Origin of the sequence: Streptococcus anginosus (genome assembly GCF_001697145.1) — a bacterium.
GTDB lineage: Bacteria > Bacillota > Bacilli > Lactobacillales > Streptococcaceae > Streptococcus > Streptococcus hominis.
On record NZ_CP012719.1, the window covers coordinates 1,341,438 to 1,361,181 of the forward strand.

Annotated in this window: 13 protein-coding genes and 1 CRISPR repeat array; of the genes, 1 reads left to right on the top strand and 12 read right to left on the bottom strand. The window is 37.7% G+C overall.

What is annotated here, in order from left to right:
* Nucleotides 1-25 precede the first annotated feature (25 nt).
* The 4 genes from SanJ4206_RS06465 to SanJ4206_RS06480 all read right to left on the bottom strand — a co-directional run bounded on the left by SanJ4206_RS06465 (nucleotide 26) and on the right by SanJ4206_RS06480 (nucleotide 5,550).
* Nucleotides 26-475, bottom strand: a complete 450-nt coding sequence (locus SanJ4206_RS06465) for an Rrf2 family transcriptional regulator (RefSeq protein WP_003028975.1) — start codon at nucleotides 473-475, stop codon at nucleotides 26-28.
* Between the two features lie 65 nt (nucleotides 476-540).
* Nucleotides 541-1,377 (bottom strand): metallophosphoesterase family protein, encoded by an 837-nt coding sequence (locus SanJ4206_RS06470; protein ID WP_003028972.1) that lies wholly within the window; start codon nucleotides 1,375-1,377, stop codon nucleotides 541-543.
* Between the two features lie 91 nt (nucleotides 1,378-1,468).
* Nucleotides 1,469-4,834 (bottom strand): FtsX-like permease family protein, encoded by a 3,366-nt coding sequence (locus SanJ4206_RS06475; RefSeq protein ID WP_022525035.1) that lies wholly within the window; start codon nucleotides 4,832-4,834, stop codon nucleotides 1,469-1,471.
* A gap of 14 nt (nucleotides 4,835-4,848) precedes the next feature.
* The gene (locus SanJ4206_RS06480) at nucleotides 4,849-5,550 is read right to left on the bottom strand and encodes an ABC transporter ATP-binding protein (protein ID WP_022525036.1); all 702 of its coding nucleotides are present in this window, start codon (nucleotides 5,548-5,550) and stop codon (nucleotides 4,849-4,851) included.
* Nucleotides 5,551-5,683: 133 nt separating this feature from the next.
* Between SanJ4206_RS06480 and SanJ4206_RS06485 the strand changes: the two genes are divergently transcribed.
* Entirely contained in the window at nucleotides 5,684-6,235 is a 552-nt protein-coding gene (locus SanJ4206_RS06485; protein WP_003028967.1) for a TetR/AcrR family transcriptional regulator, read from the top strand.
* A 164-nt stretch (nucleotides 6,236-6,399) separates the two neighbouring features.
* On the opposite strand, the gene thrS is transcribed toward SanJ4206_RS06485, so the two are convergent.
* The 8 genes from thrS to SanJ4206_RS06525 form a co-directional block, all read right to left on the bottom strand.
* Nucleotides 6,400-8,352 (bottom strand): threonine--tRNA ligase, encoded by a 1,953-nt coding sequence (gene thrS, locus SanJ4206_RS06490; RefSeq protein ID WP_003028965.1) that lies wholly within the window; start codon nucleotides 8,350-8,352, stop codon nucleotides 6,400-6,402.
* Entirely contained in the window at nucleotides 8,345-8,986 is a 642-nt protein-coding gene (locus SanJ4206_RS06495; protein ID WP_003032482.1) for a nucleoside/nucleotide kinase family protein, read from the bottom strand. The genes thrS and SanJ4206_RS06495 overlap by 8 nt, the downstream gene beginning before the upstream one ends.
* A gap of 290 nt (nucleotides 8,987-9,276) precedes the next feature.
* Nucleotides 9,277-11,029: direct repeats of the CRISPR family, unit length 37 nt; unit sequence TGTTTTGGAACCATTCGAAACAGCACAGCTCTAAAAC.
* A 91-nt stretch (nucleotides 11,030-11,120) separates the two neighbouring features.
* A complete protein-coding gene (gene csn2, locus SanJ4206_RS06500; protein ID WP_003029999.1) occupies nucleotides 11,121-11,783 on the bottom strand; it encodes a type II-A CRISPR-associated protein Csn2 in 663 nt (220 codons plus the stop codon).
* Complete coding sequence (gene cas2 / locus SanJ4206_RS06505; RefSeq protein ID WP_003030000.1) at nucleotides 11,773-12,117, bottom strand: CRISPR-associated endonuclease Cas2; 345 nt, start codon at nucleotides 12,115-12,117, stop codon at nucleotides 11,773-11,775. The genes csn2 and cas2 overlap by 11 nt, the downstream gene beginning before the upstream one ends.
* Nucleotides 12,114-12,983 carry a type II CRISPR-associated endonuclease Cas1 gene (cas1, locus tag SanJ4206_RS06510; RefSeq protein ID WP_176601971.1) on the bottom strand — a complete coding sequence of 290 codons (870 nt, stop codon included), beginning with the start codon at nucleotides 12,981-12,983 and terminating at the stop codon, nucleotides 12,114-12,116. Before cas1 ends, cas2 begins: the two co-directional genes overlap by 4 nt.
* Nucleotides 12,980-17,017 (bottom strand): type II CRISPR RNA-guided endonuclease Cas9, encoded by a 4,038-nt coding sequence (gene cas9 / locus SanJ4206_RS06515; RefSeq protein ID WP_003030002.1) that lies wholly within the window; start codon nucleotides 17,015-17,017, stop codon nucleotides 12,980-12,982. The genes cas1 and cas9 overlap by 4 nt, the downstream gene beginning before the upstream one ends.
* Nucleotides 17,018-17,730: 713 nt before the next feature.
* Complete coding sequence (sufB, locus tag SanJ4206_RS06520) at nucleotides 17,731-19,116, bottom strand: Fe-S cluster assembly protein SufB (protein WP_003030005.1); 1,386 nt, start codon at nucleotides 19,114-19,116, stop codon at nucleotides 17,731-17,733.
* Between the two features lie 132 nt (nucleotides 19,117-19,248).
* Nucleotides 19,249-19,692 carry a flavodoxin gene (locus SanJ4206_RS06525; protein ID WP_003030007.1) on the bottom strand — a complete coding sequence of 148 codons (444 nt, stop codon included), beginning with the start codon at nucleotides 19,690-19,692 and terminating at the stop codon, nucleotides 19,249-19,251.
* Between the last annotated feature and the right edge of the window lie 52 nt (nucleotides 19,693-19,744).

A 19,744-nucleotide genomic window follows, 5' to 3' on the forward strand; every position in this document is an offset into this window, starting at 1 on the left:
GTCTTCAGTCTGAACAATCCATTTCTCACGAAACGGATTGTTTTTGTATCTCTTCTTGGGCGGATGCAACGACATCTGCAAGACTGGTTTTACTCAATTCTTTTTCCATTGCTGCTTGAATTTCTGCTAATTTATCATCTAAAACTAAATGAATATTTCTGCCAATGGGACAAGATGGATTAGGATGCTCATGAAAGCTAAAGAGTTGTCCAGATTTGCCTAGGCATTCTACTGCTTGATAGACATCCAAGAGGGTAATGTCTTTTAAATCTTTCATAATGACAGCTCCGCCCGTTCCACGCGCAACGGAAATCAATCCTGCGCTTTTCAACTGTGATAATGTCTTGCGAATAATGACAGGATTTACTCCAACGCTATCAGCTAAAAAATCACTAGTTACCTTATGTTCTTGACATTCTAGTGCTATAACAGTCAACATGTGCGTAGCAATGGTAAAACGACTCGAAATTTGCATGTAAAACTCCTTTCATTTTCTGATTCTATTACTAGTATACTTTATTTATGTTGTAACCTCAAGTGTTACTTCTCGAAAAACTCCTTGAGATGTGCAACATAATCTTCTCGCTCACTAATTGCCCGAAGTAAATCATGGTTATGCGTATGATGAATTCCATTGACCAGACTTTCGTAATACACTTCATAATAAGGCAACTTCATTGTTCTCGCCAGTTCCAATTCTTTGTTTACGTCATAAGCGACTCGCCTAAAGTCAACATCTGCTAAGCCTTGTTCATCAATTTTTAAAATAGCATACTGAGCTCGCAGATCCTTTCGCAAACAAGCATCTAGAAAGAAAGGCTGACCGATAGAGCCTGGATTGATAATCATCTGTCCACCCGTCGCATAACGAAGAAATTGTTGATGAATATGACCATAAATGGCAATTGCACAATGATTTCCTTCAAACAGGCGATCAAAGTTCTCCTGTTGACCAATGTGAATCAACTCTCGGCCCCAATTTTTATCTGGCAAATGATGAGTCACAGCGATTTCTAAATCGCCAACTTTTGTCAAAAGCTGCAAAGGCAATTCATGCAGTCGGTTCAGTTCTTCAGGCGTGACTTCTTCCAAAAGATACTGGCACAAACAAATCATATAGAGATGACTAGGGCGACTAATGTCTAATTTCCCATGAAGGGCATTCCAAATGCTATCTTCCCAATTTCCCCGCACTTGGAGACTGATTGGCAAAGCAGCCATTAAGTCAAGGATCTTCCTTCGTCCTGTTCCCGGTGCCAACAAATCTCCCAAAAACCAGTAATCGGTCACCTGTTCCTTTTTGGCATCTGCTAATACAGCTTCTAAAGCTGTCGTATTCCCGTGAATATCTGATAATAAAGCAATTTTTCGTTTCATTGTATCGTTTCGTCTGTCCTTTATAAAAATATTATAACAAACCAAGAAAAAACTTCCACTCCCAAGTTTGAGTGAAAGTTTTACTGCCTCATCAATCTACTGATTTCAATGCTTCTAACATGTCAATGCGTCTCAATATTGCATTGACCATAAAGCCTAAGACAATCAAAATCATGATGATAGAAAAGACTGGCACAAGATATACAAACACCGATACGGTCGGATTGAGAAGAAAGGCATCTGGAGCAATCGTCTCTAAAAGGGAGCGATGTAAGATATTCCCCAAAAACAAGCCTACAATAATACCAATAACAGACAAAAGAATGGTCTCTCGATAAATATAAAGCGTGACTTCTTTATTATGAAACCCCAATACTTTAATCGTTGATAATTCTCGAATCCGCTCTGCAACATTGATATTCATCAAGTTATAAAGAATCACAATGGCTAGTAAAATAGAGGCAAAGGTTAAAATCTGCATTACAAAGCCAAGAGATTTGACAATGACATCAATTTGTTCCAAAATGCCTGTATTTTGTACGACTGCTCGCACACCTGTTAATTTCATGAAGGCTGCTGCGGTATCTTGTACATTTTTACTAGAAGAATCTTTCAATTTTATCAGATAAGCATTTTCTTGGAACTTACGAGCAAATACCGTTTGATAATAGTCCTGATTCATAAAGATAAAATGCCCTGCGTACATTTCAGCAATACCAGAAACTTTGATTTTATAGCGTTTCCCCTCGTCAGATGTCACCTCAAAAGTATCTCCAACAGAGACATGCATAATGGTTGCTAATTTCTGAGAAATGACTGCTCCATGCGAAGACAAGTTCAAGCTCGCTTTGCTTTGACTATCATATAACTCTATGAAATGATAAAAATCCTTTCCTGTTGTCACAAATAACGCGAGAGATTGTTCATCTTTTGCTCCTTTAATTTTTTTGGTAAATGTTTCTTGATAAATACCGTGCTTTTTAGCTATTTTTTTATCTGCTAATAAATGATTGATTGCTGCTTGCTCATCTGATTTGAGATGATGTTTTTGCGAAATAACAGCATCATATTTGATAATTTCTCCATACTGCCGATTTCCTATACCTTCCATGGAAGAAGACATCCCCAGACCGGCAAATAAGAGAGCGACGGAGCCTGCCACACCAAAAATGGTCATCAACATTCTTTGCTTGTAACGAAAGATATTTCGAGCTGTCACTTTTTGCGTAAAGCTGAGTCGATGCCAAATGAAGTCAATCCGCTCTAGCAAGATTTTTGAGCCTTTGGTAGGTGCCTTAGGCAACAATAATTGAGATGGTTTTTCTTTCAACTCTTTGTGAGCAATATAAAGGGCTGGTACAACACCACACAAGACCGAGCACACGAAAGCAATGAGACTAATTCCCCAATAAAAGTCTAACCGCAATGCTGGATAAGTGGAGGTTTTAAAAATCGTTTTCCCTAAGATGTAGGGTAAGAAATAAGTACCTAACAAACTTCCTATTACTGTACCTAGCAAGCTTGAAACCAAGCCATAGATGACAAATTTCTTAACGACATCTTGGTTCCGATAACCCAAAGCTTTTAAAACACCTGCATTTGTGCGTTCTTCGCTGACAAAACGTGTCATTGTCGTTACCGTTACAAGGGCAGCTACCAGATATAGTACAATCGGGAAAGCATTCCCTACAGCTGAGATTCCATAAGCACGATTCCCCGTTGTTGTGTACTCGTCAGCTCCTGGAAATGTCCGACGTGTATACACGCGGTAGGTTGGTACAGACAAGCCAGCTACTTCATCTTTTGCCTTTTGAATGTCTGCTTGCCCATTTTTTATTTTTGTTTCAGCATCTTTCTTTTGCTTTTCGTATTCAGTTTTTTTATCGTTCAATGTTGCCTGAACTTGGTTCAATTGCGTCTGACCATCTGCGATTTGTTGTTTTGCTTGCGCCAATTGGGCTTGACCTGCTTGGTATTCGACTTGTTTATTTCTTAAGGTTGCCTGACCACTTTGATATTGAGCCAAGCCTGCGTCATATTCAGCTTGTTTCGCATTCAATGCCTCAGCCGCAGATTGGTATTGGGCAAGTCCTGCTTGATAAAGCGCTTCTTGGTTTTGATACTGCGTCAGTCCAGTTTGAAATTCAGCCTGCTTTTTCTCCAGTTCTGCACGCGCAAAATTTAATTTCGTTTCTTCTTGTGCTAGTTTAGTTTGTGCTGCCACAATTTCTGGCACTGTTGCTGGATCAATTCCTTGCGCTTGCAACGCAGCTATCTTTACCTGCAAATCAGCTTTTGCAGCTGCAAGTTGCGTTTGACCTTTTTCCAATTCTGCCTGCGTTGCAGCCAATGTAGCTTGACTGTTTGCTAGATTTTCTTTTGTAGCAGACAATTGACTAGCTGCCTGATCTAATTGGGTTTTCGTTTGGTTCAATTGTGCCCAACCTGAAGACAGTTGAGCGGCGGCTGTATCTAATTTTTCTTTCGAGTTTGCTAAAGTTTGTTCAGCCTGTGCTATTTGAGTGGCTACTTGCGCAAGCAAGCTTTCTTTTTCAACTATTTGACCTTGAGCAAGCTCTAAATCTGCTCTTTTTTGATCAATTTGATCCTGCGCAACCGTTAGTTTCTGTCTGGCATCTGTCAATGCTTGTTGAGAAGTTCGAATGTTTGCTTCTCCGTCCGCAATTTTTGTCTGCGCTTGATTTTTTATCTCTGATAAACGATTTTTTCCATTATCAGCCAGTAGCTTTTCTAACTCATTTTCATGTTGCTTTATCTTTTTCCGATAGGAATCTCCAAAAGAATTGAGTGTTTTTAAATCATCATACCTCAAACGAGCAACTGTATAGACTGAACTTTGAAACGTTTTTGGCGTCACTACTGCATAAGCAGACAAGGTACCACTCCCTGAGTTAGAATTGCCAAGAGAAATGGTTGATGCCAATTCACTTGAATTGACGAACCCTGTCACCGTAAAGGTATGTTGCCTCAAAGCATAATTATTGGTTCCTTCCTCGTTTAAAGTAATGCTATCACGAATCTTGTATTTTCCTTGATAAAAACTAGCCAAAGCCACTTGATTTTCCTTGCTTGGAAAATGACCTGAGACAAGCTTGAACTTAGAAATTTTATTTGTCTGAGAAAAAACTCGAACAGAAGTTGAGCTATCCCCAATCACTGTATCTGTGAAATAACCATATTCTACCTGTGCGTTTGAAATTGTATTCAGTTCTTTTTGATCAGCTTTGCTAATGCCATAGTCTGATATCACTGCCAAATCCATCATTTTCATCTGTGAAAGATAACGATTGGCTGAATTTTCAATGTCTGGACTGGCTGCTTTCAGTCCTACTAGCGCAAAAGAACCTAACATCATCAAAAACATAATGGACAGAAAGCGTCCTTTGGACTGACGAAAAGAGAGCCAGATGTCTTTATTTAGAATGGATTTTTTCATATCACCACTCCTCACTAATACTCTAGACTTGCAATATCTTGAGGATGTTCATTCAAAGTGACGGACTGAATCCGTGCATCATGCATACGAATCACGCGGTCTGCAATCGGAGCTAACGCACCATTGTGAGTCACGATAATCACTGTTGCTCCCTGTTTGCGTGACATATCTTGAAGAATTTGCAGCACTTGCTTACCTGTTTTATAATCTAGCGCACCTGTTGGTTCATCACAAAGCAAAATTTTAGGATTTTTTGCCACGGCACGCGCAATGGAAACCCGTTGCTGCTCGCCGCCAGATAATTGAGCAGGAAAATTATGCAGTCGATTTCCTAGCCCAACTGCTGCTAACGCCTCTGCTGCATCCTGTGCATCTTGAACAATTTCCGAAGCCAGCTCAACATTTTCTAACGCCGTCAGATTGGGAACTAAATTATAAAATTGAAAGACGAAGCCAACGTCATTTCTCCGATAGTCCGTCAGTTGGTGAGCGTTGTAATGCGCTATATTTTGCCCGTCAATCAACACATCTCCCTCATCATTGCTGTCCATTCCGCCAAGAATATTCAGAATCGTCGATTTTCCAGCGCCAGAAGCTCCAAGAATGATGACTAATTCTCCTTTTTCGATGTCAAAAGAAGTGTCATTGTTAGCAATGATTTCTGTGTCTCCCATTTGATACCGTTTGTAACTATGCTTCATTTCAATATAAGCCATCGCCTTTTCCTCTTTCAGTTTCCATGTCCAATTAAATAAACAAGCTGTTGATTTGTTCCTATCTTTATTATAAAATAGACTCAACATAAAGGCAATCATCAATCATCAACAGAGTGTTCATTTAAGGAGTATTATGATGCAAAATCGGCAAACAGCAACCAAACAACACATCAGAGAAGCTCTCATTCAACTCTTGTTAGAAGAAAAATTTGAAACAATTTCCGTTAGTAAACTCTGCCAACGGGTAGGTATCAATCGTGGAACTTTTTATCTTCACTATCTTGATAAATACGATTTGATTGAAACGCTAAAAGAAGAAATCATCGCTCAATTGCGCAAAAATTTTGAAGAAACGACAAACACGCGTGACCTACTCATTACCAATCTAAGCTATCTCCAACAAAATTATGACCTGATTTATGCTGTTTCTCAAAGCCATTACCTCAATTTCCGTGAAACAATCCGTGAATTCATGCTTAGCATTTTAACTAACGAGCAACACAGACTTCAAACCGAATACTTTTTAAAAGAAAATTTCACCATTTCTAAAAAATATGCGCTGGAAGTCTTTTTATCTAGCGTAGAGGGCATTATCTCACTCTGGATTTCAAGTGGAGTTAAAGAAACACCTGAAGAAATGACGAATACGATTTTACAAACCTTTGATTACGATGCTTGGCAATGATAAACTAAAAAACTCTATTTCTAATCGGGAAAATCCCTTTTAGAAATAGAGTTTTTGATTTATATCTTTTTTAGCTTAAGCTCAGAAATTGAAAGATTGTAAAGTGAAATGACAGAATACATGTTATAATTCTCTGGTGCATATTTTTATATGCAATCATGTCATCATTGTTCTCTATCATCTAGGCGTGATTTTCTAACAATATCTGCCAAAATATGATTTACAAATTCTGCAACTGTTTCTGTATGTGTTTGTTTACTTCCGTAACGACGAACATTCACCGTACCGTCTGCTTGTTCCTTGTCCCCTACAATCAATTGGTAAGGAACTTTATGGGTTTGACTTTGACGAATCTTGTATTGCATTTTTTCATTGCGTTCATCAACATCCACGCGGACACCACGATTGCGCAGTTCTTTCGCCACTTTCCAAGCATAGTCAGCATGTGCTTCATTAGAAATCGGAATGACTGTCACTTGATGAGGAGCAAGCCAAGTTGGGAAAGCACCTTTGTAAGTTTCAATCAAGTAAGCAATAAAGCGCTCCATAGTAGACACGATACCACGGTGAATCATGACTGGACGATGCTCTTCACCGTCTGCTCCGATATAATGAAGATCAAAACGTTCTGGTAGCAAGAAGTCCAATTGAATAGTGGAAAGAGTTTCTTCATTTCCAAGAGCTGTTTTTACTTGGACATCCAACTTAGGACCGTAGAAAGCAGCTTCGCCTTCTGCCTCAAAATAGTCCAAACCTAAATCATCCATTGCTCCTTTTAGCATGCGTTGAGCATTTTCCCACATTTCATCATTATCAAAATATTTATGCTTGTCATTCGGGTCACGATAAGACAGACGGAAACGATAATCTGTAATGTTGAAGTCTTTGTAAACGTCAATCATCAAATCCAGCACATGTTTAAATTCTTCTTGAATTTGTTCTGGCATGACAAATAAGTGAGAATCATTCAGCGTCATTTCACGAACACGTTGGAGTCCTGAGAGCGCACCTGATTTTTCAAAACGGTGCATCATACCAAGTTCTGCAATGCGAATTGGCAGCTCACGATAAGAATGCACATGGTTTTTATAGACCTCAATATGATGCGGGCAATTCATCGGACGAAGAACAAATTGTTCACCGTCTCCCATATCCATTGGCGGGAACATATCTTCTTGGTAATGTTCCCAGTGACCAGAAGTTTTGTATAAATCCACACTAGCAAGCGGTGGCGTATACACGTGTTGGTAGCCGTCATTGACTTCGCGGTCTGTAATATAGCGCTCTACGATACGACGAATAGTCGCACCATCTGGAAGCCAGAATGGAAGTCCTTGTCCAACTTCAGGAGAAATCATGAAAAGATCCAACTCTTTACCGAGCTTACGGTGGTCACGTTCTTTCGCTTCTTCACGCATTTGGAGATAGTTTTTTAGGTCTTTCTTATCAAACCAAGCTGTTCCATAGATCCGTTGCATCATAGCATTGTCGCTATTTCCACGCCAGTATGCACCCGCTACATTTAACAAATGGAAAATTTGAATACGCCCAGTTGACGGTACATGAGGTCCACGACAGAGATCCACATATTCTCCTTGACGGTAGATTGTAAGCCCTCCTTCGTCTTCTGAGTGCTCCTCAATCAATTCCAACTTGTAAGGATCATTCTTGAAAATTTCTCGTGCCTGATCTTTTGTCACTTCTTCGCGAATTGACGGGAAATTCTCCTTGACAATCTTCTTCATTTCTTCTTCGATACGAGGCAAATCTTCGTTGGAAATCTGACCAGCAGCATTGTCCGTATCATAGTAAAATCCGTCCTGAATAGCTGGACCAACTCCCAAGTGAATGTCTGGGAAAAGACGACGAGCAGCTTGGGCAAAGAGGTGAGCAGCAGAGTGACGCAAGATAGGCAGGGCGTCTTCATGGTCAGGTGTGACAATTTCGATGCTACCATCTTCTGTGATAGGGCGAGTGGTATCTATGAGTTTGCCGTTGAATTTACCAGCCAAGGCTTTCTTTGCCAAGGAATTGCTGATAGATTGGGCAATGTCAAAAGTCGTGCTGCCTGATTCATATTCACGAACAGCGCCATCTGGGAAAGTAATCTTAATCATAGTTTTCTCCTTTAATATCTATTTTATTTGTATTGGGCAATTTTAAGAGCCGAGCAATCTCTTCAGCGGTCTCCTTTTCCGATCGACTGCCGTCTGTCATGAGGCTAGGATAGCCTAATTTTTTTGCTTCCTTCCGCACCATTTGGGCAAAAAGAATGTCCCGCTGCATCCAGTTTTCAAAAGCTTGCTCAGGATTGGATGTGTCCTCTAAAACATAGGGAACCCATTCTCTCTGCCGATAATGCTTTGTCTGAAAATCAGCTGTCGGAGTCAAGCATAGATAGGAAACCGCTGGTTCTTCAAGACTTTTTACCAGGTGAGGCAGAAGCCCTGCTCCCTCCAGTAAGAGTGGTTTATCTTGATTATTTAGCAAGTAAGATGTCACATAAGGAAAAATCTCCTCATAAAAACACCATTCTTCACCTGCCATCTCCTCTGGATGTCTCAGCCAGATTTGATCCGGACTTCTGTCCTGTCTCAGAAGGGAAATCGGCTTTGCGTTCGCTCTTGCTTGATCCATCATCTGGTCTGTCAAATCATCTAACTTGATATGAAGCAGCCCATACTGCTGAGTAAGAAGGGAGGCAATTGTTGACTTCCCACTGCAAGGCGATCCACCAATCATATAGAGCATAACTCTTCCTCCTTCCGACAAAATAAAAAGCGGCAATCCTAAAAGGACGTCGCAACGTGGTTCCACCTTCATTCATGTACAACAAAAAAGTTTGTTGACACCTCTGATTGGCTCTAACGTAGCCACCGTTTTATGTTTGCATAAAAATAAATCGAGTAGTCCCAGCTACATCCTCTGCGTGATTCCCAGCTCCACACGCTCTCTGAAAGATTTCCTGTAGGTGATATGTCTCTAAAAAGTATTATAACACGATTGGAAAAATTTGCAAGCCCTATGATTAAAATGTATTGTGTTTTGGATCCATTCGAAACAGCACAGCTCTAAAACCATTAACTGTATTTGTAAAGTTGGCCGGCTGTTCTGGAACCATTCGAAACAGCACAGCTCTAAAACTAAATTAAGAGAATCGATTCAATCGCTTGTGTTTTGGAACCATTCGAAACAGCACAGCTCTAAAACTATGTATTCCCCACGCGCAAACCGAGTATTGTTTTGGAACCATTCGAAACAGCACAGCTCTAAAACACAGCTAGAACAAGCATCTCAATCGCAGTCGTTTTGGAACCATTCGAAACAGCACAGCTCTAAAACATGCTCAATAAAATTCATAATACATTTCATGTTTTGGAACCATTCGAAACAGCACAGCTCTAAAACACCAATGCCTACGTTTTAAGCTACCTTGTGGTTTTGGAACCATTCGAAACAGCACAGCTCTAAAACAGGTAGTAAATGGAATCTAGCAAATAAGATGTTTTGGAACCATTCGAAACAGCACAGCTCTAAAACATAGACGGCATTTGCTTTCGGTGTCACAATGTTTTGGAACCATTTGAAACAGCACAGCTCTAAAACAATCGTGAGCAATTTGCTCTTTGGAAATCAGTTTTGGAACCATTCGAAACAGCACAGCTCTAAAACTTTAGTTATAAATTTCACAACACTATTATAGTTTTGGAACCATTCGAAACAGCACAGCTCTAAAACTAAAGGTGAGGAAAAGCTCAATCAGGCTAAGTTTTGGAACCATTCGAAACAGCACAGCTCTAAAACAAACAAATTCGATTCTTAGAACAGCGCGGAGTTTTGGAACCATTCGAAACAGCACAGCTCTAAAACTAAGAACTCCTCTTTAAAAATAAAAGGGCAGTTTTGGAACCATTCGAAACAGCACAGCTCTAAAACGCTAAATTCTACAGTCGTACCATCTGGATAGTTTTGGAACCATTCGAAACAGCACAGCTCTAAAACAATTCATAGCTTTTTTTAGTTCTTTATCTTGTTTTGGAACCATTCGAAACAGCACAGCTCTAAAACAATCTTTAAATCGACTACGTTTTTTATCATGTTTTGGAACCATTCGAAACAGCACAGCTCTAAAACTTAGATACAGTAAACTTATCTCCACTACCTGTTTTGGAACCATTCGAAACAGCACAGCTCTAAAACAATTCATAGCTTTTTTTAGTTCTTTATCTTGTTTTGGAACCATTCGAAACAGCACAGCTCTAAAACTCGCTAATCTATGATTTCGAATGCTTGCCAGTTTTGGAACCATTCGAAACAGCACAGCTCTAAAACTGCCCTTTTTACTTTCTTCTTCACGCGCCAGTTTTGGAACCATTCGAAACAGCACAGCTCTAAAACACAATCCTGTCCAGGAATACATGGAAACTGGTTTTGGAACCATTCGAAACAGCACAGCTCTAAAACGTTTTCTTGATGATACTATAATAGCACGTTGTTTTGGAACCATTCGAAACAGCACAGCTCTAAAACCACTACCCAGATAGGTTCTTGGGATAACAAGTTTTGGAACCATTCGAAACAGCACAGCTCTAAAACCAACAATTGCACATGGTGATTATGCTGCGTGTTTTGGAACCATTCGAAACAGCACAGCTCTAAAACTTACTTTTTTGCGTTTTTGCCGTAAAATATGTTTTGGAACCATTCGAAACAGCACAGCTCTAAAACATAACTTTATCATTCTTTCTGTCATGAAAAGTTTTGGAACCATTCGAAACAGCACAGCTCTAAAACCTCGTGGACCAATTTTTGTCTCGAAATTTCGTAATCGCGCCATTCGTCCCAGCTAGACTTCAGCTCGAACGATTCCTTATATTTGTTAATATTATACCATATTCTCACAAGATAAGAAATAGTCCTCATCCACTACATATTGAGGGAAGTCGTATACTTTTCTTGGTTCAACAAACAGTACATTTATATTATGAAGTTGAATATATTCTACCAATTTAGCTAGTTCATGTTCAGACAGATAACATGACATATTCACAAAGACAAGCAGTTTCTTTTTAGAAAGATATTTAAACACCTGAACAATCTCTAAACTTTTCTCAAAAACAGTGTCACTTAGTGTTTCAATTTTTACACCTAAAGCATCAATCAATTCCAAAATTGTTATTTCATCATACTCTAAATCCAGCTCGTTTTCTAAACATTCAAAAGCAATTAGTTCTGTAATAGTTGCAACTAATTTTTCTAACATAGATTTCACTTCGGGCTTTTCATTCAACTGTTTTTCCAAATCCGCACGAATCAGTTTTAACATTGCCGGTGAGTTAATATTGTAGCCTAAAATATCTGTAATAAGCAATAACTCGGATTCTTTCAAGGATTTCATCTTGTTATCAAATAATTTTAGCTCATCTTCTTCCGAATAGTGATATAGGTGTTTGACAACATCGGAAAATATCAGCTGTTCCTCTAAAATAAGGAAAGTAGCCTGTTTAATTTCAATCGGTTCGTCCAGAATCGGAAAATTAATTTTCATCTGTAAAATCCTCTCCTAGAAATACCAACCTTGCATCTGAATTGGCAATACTGGTATCCCTTTCTCCATTCAAGTAGATCATGCGAGAAAATTGCTTTTCTGTTACCGTTAAAAGGGTGATACTTCCCTTCTTAGGATTATTAACTTTTAACCGCTCAAGCATGGCATTATTGGCAGAATTATTCAAAAGCAATTTACTGTATACCGAAAACTGATGCATGATGAACCCTTCATTCATCAAGAATTTCCTAAATTTTCGATAAGCTTTACGCTCCTCTGCAGTCTCAACCGGCATATCAAACATTAAAATCATTCGCATATATCGATAACTCATATCCTAAATTCAGGAACTCCTTTCCCCATTTGATTCAATGTCTTTATCACTTTTTTGGTGTAATCACTGATGATGTTAGATAAATACATTTCTTTTCCATTATAGAGAAAAGTATCAGAAAAAATAGTAAACAACTCTCTCTTAATTTTCACAAAGTCATCGTTCCTGTTTTCATAAACAATTCTGTCAATAATTGGACGAAACGGCTCCATTATATCACTTGCCAGATTAAATTGGTTAAACTGATTGGCATGCTTCAGCCCAAACTGAGTCATACATCCACAAACTACTACTTCCCGAGCAAATATACTTAGTATCAAGGTGTAGCCGTAATCAAGAGCAGCATTAATATCATTATCTTGTTCCCTTGAAAAATCATTTCCAAATAATGTATTAAAGTAAATCCGAGCTGCATGTCCTTCGCGGTTACTAGGATCAAACAGCTCCAACCTATTATACAAATCAATGACAGACTGTGATTTTTCAAAGAAACCACAATCTCCAAGATACATCGCTTGATTTAGAATCTTCTGTGCAATGATTGTCGTCCAGACTTCTGCCTTAACATCTTCTGACCAAGTGATCTGATTACTTAGCTGCAAACTGGAATCGTGACGCGCATAGTAGGGCATCAGCATGGCTGTCGGCAAACGCTTATCATCACAAAAAATAACTAAAATATTCTCATCAACCAGCCGCTTAATCAGCATGGTTGACAGCACAATATCAGTTGTCTCCAACAACAAGATATCCACCTCGGACAGATGAATCAACTCTGTCCGAGAGGCATCCTTGAAGATCAAGTGATTATTCTTGTAGGAAAGTTTTGAATGTGTATTTACAACAACTGTTCTCCATCCCATCAATCTTCTCCTAACTTGCTCAAGTCAATCCGTGTTTCATAAAGACCCGTAATTGATTGGTGGATGAGGGTAGCATTTAAACATTCTGTAACGGAAGTATACCTTTTACGATCAATGTTCTCACCAAAAAAGTTAAAAGCTGCTGGCGCCCCAAATGCTGTAAATGTCAATAAACTGATAAAAGATTTAGCCAAACTTGATACTTCTGCATCTTTATTTTTAGAAAAAAGCATCTCGATTTTTGTTAAGTTGTTATCCGCCAACACATACTTTCTTGAGAATACTGATATATATTCAAGAAGCTCCTTGAATTCATCTTTATGTTTCTCAACATATTCTCTGTGTTCAGGTTCATAATTTTTTTCAATTTGATAAGAATGGTAAAGTAAAGTTGTAAAGCGCTGAGGAATCACTAACTCATTTCCTTTTTGAAGCTCTCTTGCGCTAGCTAGCAACCTTCTGCGTTTATTTTCTAATTCAAAAAGACTGTATTTCGGTAATTTTATAATTTTTTCCAACCGAACATTTCGATAACCTCTTTGTTCAAGAAAATCAACTGGATGCTTCTCAAATCGCTTCTTTTCCATTATGGTAATCCCTACCATATCTTGGACTTTCCTCAGCTTCTTTGATTTCCCTTTTTCCACATCAGCAAATACCAGAATAGAATAAGCCACAACCGGACTGTCAAAGCCACCATATTTTTTCGGATTCCAATAACTATTCTTTGTCTTTCTCGGAATCAATTTATCAGATTCACCCTTAGGAAGAATGGATTCTTTAGAAAAACCTCCTGTCTGCTCTTCTGTCTTCTTCACAATATTTACTTGCGGGTATGATAAGACTTTTCTTAGGATTTTAATATGTTTTTCTTTATTCCATGCAATCTCCCCATCCTCATTAGTTTGGATGTCTTCTTTTTTAAAGAAACGAAGAATATTTGAATAAAAAAGAAATTTTTCAGTAGCAGATTTTCTTGAACGGTAACTATTGTATTTAGGGTATTCACCATAAACAAATTCTGGTTCAAGCTGAGGGTATTTGAGCAATAAAGCATTTCCAACAACGGCATTCAGATATGCATCATGAGCGTGGTGATAATCATTTATTTCACGAACTTTATAGAGTTCAAATTCTTTACGGAAATTTGATACAAGATTAGACTTCAAGGTAATAATTTTTACATTGCGAATACGTCTTTTATTCCCGTCAAATTCTGTATTAAACCGCTCATCTAAAATTTGTGCAACATGTTTTGTGATTTGTCTTGTTTCAACTAATTGTCGCTTGATAAATCCTGCTTTATCCTCTTCAGTCAAACCACCTCGTTCTGCCTTGGTTAAATTATCAAATTTGCGTTGTGTAATCAGTTTTACTGAAAGAAGTTTGCTCCAAAATGACTTCATTTCATGAACAACTTCTATACTTGGTACATCATCAGATTTACCTCTGTTTTTGTCAGAACGAGTCAGCACACGGTTATCAAGTGAATTATCCTTAATAAAGGCTTGCGGAATAATGTGATCTATATCATATTGACTTAGATTGTTAATATCTAAAGTTTCTCCTGTATACATATCTTTGCCATTTTGGATATAGTACAAGAATAATCGATCATTTTGAAGTTGCTGATTTTCCACATTCTTAATATTTACAGGATTGTCCAAATTCTTCAATGAATCTTGTAATAATTTAAGACGTTGCTGTGAATTTCTACGCCCCTTATCTGTCATCTGATTTTCACGCGCCATCTCTATGATAATATTAGCAGGGTTATGCCCCATTACTTTGACTAATTCATCAACGATTTTGACACTTTGTAAAATCCCTTTCTTGATAGCAGGACTTCCAGGTAAGTCATGCACTACATTTGCAATATCATCAACATCACCAATGATTTGTGCCCTAGCAATTTCTTCTTTAAAAGAAAGAGCATCATCATTAATCAACTGCATAAAATTACGATTAGCGTAACCATCATCGATTAGATAGTCTAATATTGTTTTCTTATTCTCTTTATTTCGGATACCATTGATCAACTTGTATGACAAGCGTCCCCAACCAGTGTAATGACGGCGTTCCAATTTTTTCAATTGAGCCTTAGTAAAGATATCACTATACTTTTGAAGACGCTGACGAATCATTTCTCTATCTTCAAATAAAGTTAGCGTTTGAATAATATCCTCAATTGTCTTTTCATTTGCTTTATCATCTAAGAATGATTTATCTAAAATCTTACGCAAATCATGATAGGTTCCAAGACTGGAATTAAAGGCTTTATTTTCCTTATCCAGTCCAGTTAAGTTAACAATTCTAAATTCTTCAAACTCTTTATTCAAATAATTTAAAAGTTTATCTTTCGTAACTTTCCGATTTTCTTTAAAAACATGATCAAAAATCTCTTGCTTCATATTTGCATCAAAGAATTTAGCTTCACCCTGTTCATTAACATACTTAACTTTGGTCAACTCGTTGTAAACGGTAAAGGTTTCGTATAGAAGACTGTGTTTGGGTAAGACTTTTTCTTCAGGTAAATACAAATCATTTAAAGTCATGCGTGTGATGAATTTTTCTGCTGATTTTTCTTTATCAAGAATATCATCAAAATTCCATGGCGTAATTTTTTCATCCGCCTTATATTCTGCCCAAGCAAAGCGACTGCCTTTTCGTGCCAAAGGACCAACGTAGTAAGGAATTCTAAACGTTAAGATTTTTTCAATCTTATCCTGATTTTCTTTCAAGAATGGATAGTGTTCCTCCTGACGTCGTAAAATAGCATGCATTTCTTGAAGGTGAATCTGATGCGGAATGGAGCCATTATCAAAGGTCCGTTGCTTTCTCAAAAAATCTTCACGATCAATTTTATCAAGAAAATCACCACTTCCATTAATTTGTAAAAGAATTCCCTTTAAGTATTTGTAAAACTCATCTTGTTTGACACCGTTTTCAATATAACCCGCATAACCTTTCTTGTTTTTATCTTTGAAAATGGCATTATACTGATCAGGAGCATTCACTTTAATAAAATCTTTCAATTTTTTAAGATCTTTTTGATGTTCCTCATAGCGTTTAACCATTGAAGCAGACAAAGGTGCTTTTGTTGAGTTATCATCTACTGTCAAAATCCCTGACAGCAATATAGCATCATAAAGATTTTTAGCAGATGCAAACAAGTCCGCATACTCATCTCCGATTTCCCCAAGCAACCCTTCCAAATCTTCTTCATATGTATCTTTAGAAAATTGTAATTTAGCATCTTCAGATAATTGGAAATTGGTTTTAAAGTTGGGTTGTAAACCCAAAGATAAAGCAATAAGATTCCCGAATAAAGTATTTTTCTTCTCAGCTGGATAATGAGCAATAAGATTTTCTAAACGACGAGATTTGCTAACTTTTTCTGTTAAGATACTCAATGCATCGACTGTCATTTCTGATAAGTGACTTTCTTCAACTGTCTTATCATATACTTCTACAAAATCCTTAAATAATGCTTGGACATTTGTGTTTTCAGCTTTTAGCTGACCTTCAATAAGAAAATGCCCACGGAATTTAATCATATGCGCCAAAGCTAAATAAACCAAGCGCAAATCAGCTTTTTGGGATATATCGGCTAGGTGCTTTCTCAAGTGATATATTGTTGGAAAATCATCATGATATTTCACTTCTGCTGCAATATTTCCAAAAATTGGATGACGTTCCCCTCTTTTATCCTCATCTACAAGAAAAGAATCATCCAAGCGTTGAAAGAAGTTTTCATCTACCTTGTTCATTTCCTCAGCAAAAATTTCTTGCAAATAGCGTAGACGATTTCTACGGCGTGTGTATCGACGTCTTGCTGTCCGTTTCAAGCGTGTCGCCTCTGCGGTTTCGCCACTATCAAATAAAAGAGCACCTAATAAATTTTTCTTGATAGATTGTTTATCAGTATTTCCTAAGACTTTCATCTTTTTAGCAGGAACCTTGTAGTCATCCGTAACAACAGCCCATCCAACACTATTTGTGCCGATATCGAGGCCAATAGAATATTTTTGATCCATCTTTTTCCTCCTGATGTAAAGATTGATTTTTTATATAAAAGCAATTATTGAGAGCGTGAGCCTCTAAAACTAAGTTACTAAAATTAAAATGTTTATTTATCACAGTTGCTGAAAAGGTTATTTATCAAAAAATAAAAATCTTTAGAAGCTACTTATAAAATTATGAAACGAAAACCTTAACTATATCAACAAGAACCTTCATAAGTTTTAACAATTCCGTTATAATAACAAGTTCGTCCTTTTTTAATCTAATTTTCTTTAAAATCAACTCCTTAAGATACAACTTTTATAATTTATAATTTGATTATATCACATATTTTTAAATTTTCAACAAAAATAATGATGAATTTCTATAAAAATGTGATAGAATTAATAGAAAGTTGTATCTTAGTTTTAGAGTTGTGTTGTTTCGAATGCTTCCAAAACTACACCAAATTTCTTAGATTTCCACAGAACTATATATTTTAAACAGATCGTTCACACTAAGTTTTCTCATATAACAATATAATTTCCTCAGTATATTAATATTTTATCAGAAAAACGTTTACATTTAAAGAAAAATATTGTATACTATCATTGTTGGAACCATTCGAAACAACACAGCAAGTTAAAATAAGGCTTTGTCCGTATCCAACTTGAAAAAGTGGCACCGATTCGGTGCTTTTTTCTTTCTCTTGTTTCAACAAAAAACAGCCTCACGACTGTTTTTACTTTTATCCTACTGAGCCTTCCATACTCATGTTAATGAGTTGGTTGAGCTCCACTGCGTATTCCATTGGAAGTTCTTTGGTGATCGGTTCCATAAAGCCATTGATAATCATGGCAGTTGCTTCTTCTTCGCTAATACCACGGCTCATGAGGTAATAAAGCTGATCCTCCGAAACCTTAGAAACCTTAGCTTCGTGTTCCAGTGCAACATTCGAATTGTGAATTTCATTAAATGGAATGGTATCCGAGCTGGATTCACCATCCATGAGAATCGTATCGCACTCAATGTGAGACTTTGAACCAGCACTGTTCTTGCCAAAACGGACTTGACCGCGGTAATCCGTCTTACCACCGTCTTTAGCAACAGACTTGGAAATCAATGTGCTAGAAGTCTTCGGCGCATTGTGATAGACTTTACAGCCTGCATCTAAATGCTGACCATAATTAGCAAAGGACATAGAAAGAACAGAAGTTCTTGCATTGCGTCCATTCAAAATGCTGCAAGGGTATTTCATATTGACCTTGCTGCCCAGATTTCCGTCAATCCATTCCAAAGTACCGCCTTCTTCAACCGTTCCACGCTCTGTTACCAGATTATAAACATTGTCTGACCAGTTTTGAATGGTTGTATAGCGGAAAAAAGCATCTTTTTTGACAATAATTTCCACATTTGCAGCATGAAGACTATTGGTCGTATAAGTCGGCGCTGTGCAGCCCTCAATGTATTGAATAGAGCCACCCTCTTCTACGATAATGAGCGAGCGTTCAAACTGACCGGCATTCTCTCCATTGATACGGAAATAGGTCTGAACTGGCACCTGACATTGAACATTTTTAGGAACATAGATAAATGTGCCACCTGACCAAACAGCACTGTTCAAAGCAGAAAACTTGTGCTCTGCATTAGAAATGACTGTGCCAAAGTATTTTTTCACCAAATCCGGATATTCTTGTACTGCCGTGTCGGTATCGGTAAAGATAATGCCTTGCTTGGCAAATTCTTCTTTCATGTTGTGATAGACTACTTCAGATTCATACTGAGCAACTGCTCCTGACAAAAATTGACGTTCCGCTTCAGGAATACCCAGACGCTCAAAGGTTTTCTTTATTTCATCTGGCACTTCATCCCAGTTTCTAGCCCGATCCCCACTTAATTTTTGATAATAGACAATATCATCAAATCGTATGCCGGATAAATCTGGTCCAAAATCAGGCATGGGCAATTTATGGAACAATTCTAAAGAACGCAAGCGATAATCCAACATCCATTGCGGCTCATTTTTAATTTCAGAAATTTCACGAACAACCTCTTCTGTCAGACCCTTACCAGTCGAGAACAAAGGCTTCACATCGTCATGAAAACCAAAAGCATAATCTCGTTCTTTCGTCATCTCATTCCTCCCATTGATACAATTTCTCTTCTCTTATTATACTATTCTATATTAGAAATGTCAGAATATATGCCTAAAATCGAATAAATTAAGCTAAAAAGGCTAGGAAAAGTTCCCAGCCTTCTTACATGATTACCGTACTTTTTCGGCTAATGCTTCAGCGAATTTCTCCAGATTTTCAATATCTTCATCTTCTGCTGATAGATCGACTTTGACATTTTCAGCACCTTTTTCAGCACCTGTCGCTGCAAAAGCGCGATCAAAGTCATCTACTGCCTTACAAAACTCATCATAGAATGTATCACCTGACCCGACAACACCATAAATCTTTCCAGTCAAGTCAAGACTAGCTAAATCTTCATAAAAATCAACAATTTCATCAGGCAACTCGCCGTCACCGTATGTGTAAGAAGCAACGATTGCGATATCTGCTTCTAGAAATTCCTCTGCATCAACCGTTGTGCATTCATCAATATCTACTTCTAAACCAAGTTCTTTTAATTTATCAGCTACAATATCTGCGATTTCTTCTGTATTTCCTGTCATACTCGCAAATACAATTTTTGCTAAAGCCATAATTTCCTCCCAAAAATTCTATCAGTTTATTATAACACATTGAACAAATTGT